Origin of the sequence: Chitinimonas sp. (assembly GCF_041904975.1) — a bacterium.
GTDB lineage: Bacteria > Pseudomonadota > Gammaproteobacteria > Burkholderiales > Chitinimonadaceae > Chitinimonas.
In genome coordinates this window covers 1-5,425 of the sequence record NZ_JAYRLZ010000279.1, presented here as the reverse complement: position 1 = coordinate 5,425, position 5,425 = coordinate 1, and the positions used below count along the sequence as shown (strand labels likewise).

Below are 5,425 nucleotides of genomic sequence, written 5' to 3'. Positions count from 1 at the left end.
CTTGGCAGACACTGGGCAGGTCAACCCAGCCAAGGAAACACCATGTCGCAAACCGTATCTGACTATCTCGGGCAATCACCGCAAGCCGCGCTGCACGAGCTGTCTGCGCTGTTGCTGGAGCAAGGCCACTGCTTGCTCGCCCAACAACCGCTTGGCGCCGCTGCCAGTCTTGAAGAACTACGCCAGCGTTTCGACACCCTGAGTGGCGGCGTCGGCAGCGCGCTGCGCAGCGCCATTCGCACCCGCTGGCCGGGCATTGCCTGGTCGGATGAGGAACTCGATACCCGCCGCCAGCAGCAGCCCGAGCATGATGCCTACTGGGTGTGCGATCCGATCGATGGTGCCTTGCACTATCTGGCCGGCTTGCCCGGCTGGACCATTGCCCTGTGTCTGGTGGTGGCTGGCGAGCCAGTAATGGCCGTGGTGCACGAGCCGGCCAGTGGCCGCTGCTATCGCGCCATTGCCGGGCAGGGCGCCGAATGCGATGGTCGGCGGCTGTCGGTGAACGGCCGGCAGGATCTCGCCTCATCGCTGCTGTTCGCTGCCCACCCGAACTGGCCGGGCAAGGTGCGCGACGATACCGCCGATTTTCTGGCGCGGTTCGGCCGCCTGTTGCCCAAGGTGTTCGGCTTGCGCATGCACGGCCCCACCTCGCTGCTGCTGGCGCAGGTGGCTGCCGGTGCGTCCGATGGCTATTGGGAATGCGGCCAGGACTTGTATGACTGGCTGCCTGGCGTGTTACTGGTGCGCGAAGCCGGCGGGGTGGTCAGCGCGCTCGATGGCAAGCCGTTTGCCTGGGGGTGCAGCGGTATTGTCGCGAGCGGCCCGCGCCTGCATCCCTTGCTGACCGAGGCATTGCGGGGGAGCACACCATGAGGCCCGAGCAGATTCTGGGCGAAAACGATCAGTCGGTGCGGATCATTGGCCGGGACATACGCAAAGGCAGCATCGCCGCTTTGCTGGCCAGCTGGCGCGACATCAATGAGCCGGGCTTGGCTGCGGCGGCAAGGGATCAGGCGCGGAGCGACTTGCTGGCGCTGGTGCCGGCGGTCGCTGCTGCCGGGCTGTTCGAGGTGTTTATGCCGCGCGATCCCGCCCTGGCCGACTTGATCGATCAGGCGCTGGCGGCTCAAGCACGCCACTCCAGCAGTGCGTAGGCACCATGTTCTGACTCCCCTGCGCCTATCTCCTGCCAGCCATTCGCCAGATAAAAACGCATGGCAAGCCGATTGGCGCGCACGCATTTCAACTGCCAGGGAGGGGCCAGCCAACCGCGCAGCGATTGCAGCAGCGCCCGGCCTATGCCCTGGCCCTGTGCTGTCGGGGCGACAAACAGGTGGTGCAGGTAGGCATCATGCAGTTGTATGGCCACCAGGCCGCAAATCGACCCATCGGCCGCTACCGCCACCCAGATGGTTTCGCCTTGCGACACCGCTGCAAAGTCGGTCTGGAGGCGGGCGCAAGCGGGTAGCCAGTCAGCCTGGCTGATACAAGCGGCGAAAATCGCCTGCAGGGCCGGGCCGTCGCCGGGCTCTGCTGCGCGTATGGTCAGGCTGGCGGCGGCGCGGGATGCCGGCACGGGGTGGATCAGGCCTTTTTGACGAATTCCGACTTCAAGCCCATGGCGCCAATGCCGTCGATCTTGCAGTCGATATCGTGATCGCCATCGACCAGGCGGATGTTTTTCACCTTGGTGCCCACCTTCACCACCAGGGAGGAACCCTTCACCTTCAAGTCCTTGATCACGGTTACCGAGTCGCCATCTTGCAGCACATTGCCATTGGCATCCTTGATCACCCGCACTCCGCTGGCTTCCACCACCGCTTGTTTGGGCCACTCATGGGCGCATTCCGGGCAAACAAACTGCTCGCCATCTTCATAGCTAAAGCTGGATCCGCAAACAGGGCAGGGGGGCAGGGCAGACATGGTATTCCTTGAAAAATCGTGGGGGTACAGCCAGGCAGGTGCTGGACAAGGCCCAAGGAAGCTCTGAACGAATCGAGTTCTCAACCACTACCTCATGCCCCGGGAGACCCGGGACTAAGACGAAAATGGATAGGTGATTGATTTCTCGCTGTTTCATTCCACCCCCTCCGCCCCCGCATAGCGCGGGGGAACCGCGCATTTTGCGCGTTGGGTGATTCGTTCAGAGGTTCCCTAAGTTCCATCGCTCGGCCCTTGCCAGAGGGGATTCGGGCGGCTGACTCGAATCGAGCAGCGTTTCCCGGGGGCCGGTATGTTAGCCCAGCTGGGGGATATCCGCTAACCCGCCGGCGGCGTCAAGGCCGCGCGGCGCGCTGTATCGCCGCGTCGTGCGTCGCCTGCTTCAGGCGTCGGGTGCAGGAAACTGCGTAGAGAGCGCGCTGCGCAGCCAGTCGCAAAACCAGCTGACATCGGCGCTGGGTGCGCCATCGGGCAGCAGCAGCTGATAGCCCTGCAGCACGCAGGCATCGGGCAGGGGGCGCAGCAGGCGGCCCTGTTGCAGCAAGGGCAGCACCAGAATGTCGTTGGCCAGTGCAATGCCTTGACCGGCCAGCACCTGGTCGATGGCATGGTCAAAACTCAGGTAGGAAAGCTCAGCTTCAACGCGAATGGCCAAGCCTTGCGCGGCCAGCCAGTGATTCCACCAAGCGCCGTCGTCCTCATGGATCAAGGCATGGCCAGGCAGGTCGGCAAGGCGGTGCAAGGGCGGCGCCTGTTCCAGATAGCTTGGTGCGCATACCGGATAAATGGCCGGCCGTGCCAGGGTCTGGCACTGGCCTTGATAGTCGGCGGCGTCGCCAAAGCCAATGGCGATATCGGCGCGCTGTGGGTCGAGCCGATCGAAGGTGGCGTGTGGCTCCATGGCAATGCGCAGGCCGGGGCGAAGCTGGCGCAGGGCAGGCAGCTGCGGCGCCAGCCAGCGGCTGGCGAAGCCGGGCACTACCCGCAACCTTAGCCAGCGCTCGCCGATGCCCGCCTGCAGCGCCTGGCCGGCATCGGCAATCTGCTGCAGGGCGCTGCTGATGGCGGCGTAATACTGGCGACCGGCACTGGTCAGCACCACGCCACGCGGCGTGCGCTGGAACAGGGTCTGGCCCAGCCATTGCTCCAGCAGCTTTACATGGCGGCCAATGGCGGGTTGGGTGACATGCAGATGGTCGGCCGCCGCCACATAGCTGCCAAGGCGGGCGGCGGCCTCGAAGGCGCGGACGGCATTGAGCGGGGGCAGGCGGGACATGGGCGGTAGCCGCAACGGGTTGTTAAAAATATTAACACCGGCTAGCAAAAAGCTCTGCTTGTCCCGCGGGTGGCCAGGCGGCATCGTGCCGTCTACGAGACAAGGATCCAACCATGCCGCATTTGTACGACGCTGCGATGTACCGCTTCGACCAGCCGGCGCCCAGTTACTGGCGCAGCCTGAGCGCTGCGCCCGGCTTTGCCCCGTTGGCTGGCGGGCAGAGCGTGGATGTCGCCATCATCGGTGGCGGCTTTACCGGCCTCTCCGCCGCCCTGCACCTGGCACGCGACCACGCCATCGAGCCTTTGCTGCTCGATGCCGGCGACATCGGCTGGGGGGCGTCCAGCCGCAATGCCGGCTTCAATACCCTGGCCGCGACCAAGCTTGGCCTGGCCGATATGCAGCAGCGCTGGGGCGAGGCGGCGACCGCCGATTTCTTTGCCTCCCAGCTTGAAGGTATCGAGCTGGCCGAAGCGCTGGCGGCCGAAGAGGGCTTCGATCTGGCGCTGTGCGGGCCGGGCAGCTTTATCGTCGCCCACTGCGAGCGGGCCTATCGCGATTTGCAGGCCGAGACACATTTGTGGCGCCAGGCCGCCGGCCTGCCGGTGCGCATGCTAAGCCGCGAGGAATTCGCCGCCATCGGCCACGGCGGGCGCGAACAGTTTGGCGCGATGCAGATCGAGGCGGGCGGCGGCATCAATCCGCTGGCCTATACCATGGGCCTGGCAAGTGCGGCCACGCGGCATGGTGCCCGCTTGCACGGGCATAGTGCCGTGCTGTGCTGGGAACGCCGCGACGGCTTGCATTTGTTGCACACGGCAAGCGGCACGGTGCGGGCGCGGCGGGTGATCGTCGCCACCAATGGCTATCCCTTGCCGCATGCACCCGCGCCGCTGCGCCACCGACTGCTGCCGGTCATCTCGAACATCGTCGTCACCGCGCCACTCAGCGATGCGCAATGGGCGGCCGAGCACTATCGCACCCTGGCGCCGGCCTGCGATGCCCGCCATCTGCTGCATTACTACCGCCGCCTGCCCGATGGTCGCCTGCTGTTCGGCGCCCGTGGCGACCTCAGCGGCAGCGAGGCCGATGGTGTTCGCATGCAGGCGGCGCTGCAGGCCGCCATTACCCGCAAGTTTCCTGCATGGGAGGGGGTGGCTATCGACTACTTCTGGCGCGGCATGGTGTCGGTCACGCGCAAGCTGGCGCCATCTTTCGGTGTTTTGCCTGATGACCCGACCGTGTTCTACGGCTTTGGCTGCTACGGCAATGGCGTCAACACCATGCCATGGATCGGCCGCAGCCTGGCCCGGCAGCTGGCGGGTGTGGAGCTGAGCCGCACCGAGCGTTGCCCGGTGTATGCCGGCCTGCCCGCCCGCCTGCCACCGCTACGCTGCTTGCAAAAGCTCGGCCTGCGAGCTGCTTATGTCCGCTATGCCCGGCTCGATGCCCGGACCAGTTGATGGGCAAAGCAGCTCCCTCTCCCCTTGCGGGAGAGGGCTGGGGAGAGGAGCTGACTGGGCGAGCGCGCACGGTAGAGCCGCCACCCTCTCCCCAACCCTCCGCCATCAAGGGAGAGGGGGTGATGGCGTCAAATCCACTTAGGGAAGCTCTGAACGAATCCACTTACGCGCTAAAAGCGCGGTTCCCCCGCGGCGGCGGGGGCGGAGGGGGGAGGATTAGATCCACAAGGAATCAATAACTTACCCACTTCCAGCGAAGTCCCGGGTTTCCCGGGACCTGTTACTCAAGTTGAAAACTCGATTCGTTCAGAGCCTCCTTAGCTAAACAGCAATACCAAAACACGATCTTCAAAGGACCAGCCATGACCGCCGTGCTCGACCGTATCGCCGCCCTCAGCGGCCACAATTATCTGCAAGGGCGCCATATCGCCAGCCAGGGCGAGCGCGCGCCTATCATCGACCCGGCCACCGAAGCGGTGATCGGCCATTACGCGCTGTCCAGTCCCGAGGAAGTCGACACCGCGATCCGCCATGCCAACGCTGCCCAGCCCGGCTGGTGGGCGCTAAGCGCGCTGGAGCGGGCCGAGGTGCTGCATGAAGTCGCCCGCAAGCTGAAGCAACAGGCGCCCGCCGTGGCCGAGGCGCTGACTCGCGAAATGGGCAAGCCCTATCGCGAGTCGCTGTGGGAATGCGGCGATGGTGCCGCCAGCTCCCTCGCCTATTACGCCGAACTGGCGCGGCA

General features: G+C 65.3%; 7 protein-coding genes. 4 read left to right on the top strand and 3 right to left on the bottom strand.

Annotated elements, in window-relative coordinates; translation table 11 throughout:
* Positions 1-42 precede the first annotated feature (42 nt).
* Both ACE3OH_RS18835 and ACE3OH_RS18830 read left to right on the top strand, forming a co-directional pair.
* The gene (locus ACE3OH_RS18835; RefSeq protein WP_374356826.1) at positions 43-876 is read left to right on the top strand and encodes an inositol monophosphatase; all 834 of its coding nucleotides are present in this window, start codon (positions 43-45) and stop codon (positions 874-876) included.
* Positions 873-1,157 (top strand): hypothetical protein, encoded by a 285-nt coding sequence (locus ACE3OH_RS18830; protein WP_374356824.1) that lies wholly within the window; start codon positions 873-875, stop codon positions 1,155-1,157. Before ACE3OH_RS18835 ends, ACE3OH_RS18830 begins: the two co-directional genes overlap by 4 nt.
* Here the strand turns inward: ACE3OH_RS18830 and ACE3OH_RS18825 are convergent.
* The 3 genes from ACE3OH_RS18825 to ACE3OH_RS18815 all read right to left on the bottom strand — a co-directional run bounded on the left by ACE3OH_RS18825 (position 1,130) and on the right by ACE3OH_RS18815 (position 3,220).
* Positions 1,130-1,579 (bottom strand): N-acetyltransferase family protein, encoded by a 450-nt coding sequence (locus tag ACE3OH_RS18825; RefSeq protein ID WP_374356821.1) that lies wholly within the window; start codon positions 1,577-1,579, stop codon positions 1,130-1,132. The genes ACE3OH_RS18830 and ACE3OH_RS18825 overlap by 28 nt on opposite strands.
* Positions 1,580-1,587: 8 nt before the next feature.
* Positions 1,588-1,926: a zinc ribbon domain-containing protein YjdM gene (locus ACE3OH_RS18820; protein WP_374356819.1), complete on the bottom strand. Its 339-nt coding sequence runs from the start codon at positions 1,924-1,926 to the stop codon at positions 1,588-1,590.
* Positions 1,927-2,326: 400 nt separating this feature from the next.
* Positions 2,327-3,220: a LysR substrate-binding domain-containing protein gene (locus ACE3OH_RS18815; RefSeq protein WP_374356817.1), complete on the bottom strand. Its 894-nt coding sequence runs from the start codon at positions 3,218-3,220 to the stop codon at positions 2,327-2,329.
* 113 nt (positions 3,221-3,333) lie between these two features.
* On the opposite strand from ACE3OH_RS18815, the gene ACE3OH_RS18810 reads away from it, so the two are divergent.
* Both ACE3OH_RS18810 and ACE3OH_RS18805 read left to right on the top strand, forming a co-directional pair.
* Entirely contained in the window at positions 3,334-4,683 is a 1,350-nt protein-coding gene (locus tag ACE3OH_RS18810; protein ID WP_374356815.1) for an NAD(P)/FAD-dependent oxidoreductase, read from the top strand.
* Between the two features lie 362 nt (positions 4,684-5,045).
* Positions 5,046-5,425, top strand: a 380-nt coding sequence (locus tag ACE3OH_RS18805) for an aldehyde dehydrogenase family protein (RefSeq protein WP_374356813.1), incomplete at its 3' end; no start/stop codon positions are given.

What these genes read in the sequence shown, in the direction of transcription:
- ACE3OH_RS18835 (WP_374356826.1), top strand. Translation starts at nt 43, where the DNA reads ATGTCGCAAACCGTATCTGACTATCTCGGGCAATCACCGCAAGCCGCG.
- ACE3OH_RS18830 (WP_374356824.1), top strand. Translation starts at nt 873, where the DNA reads ATGAGGCCCGAGCAGATTCTGGGCGAAAACGATCAGTCGGTGCGGATC.
- ACE3OH_RS18820 (WP_374356819.1), bottom strand. Translation starts at nt 1,926, where the DNA reads ATGTCTGCCCTGCCCCCCTGCCCTGTTTGCGGATCCAGCTTTAGCTAT.
- ACE3OH_RS18815 (WP_374356817.1), bottom strand. Translation starts at nt 3,220, where the DNA reads ATGTCCCGCCTGCCCCCGCTCAATGCCGTCCGCGCCTTCGAGGCCGCC.
- ACE3OH_RS18810 (WP_374356815.1), top strand. Translation starts at nt 3,334, where the DNA reads ATGCCGCATTTGTACGACGCTGCGATGTACCGCTTCGACCAGCCGGCG.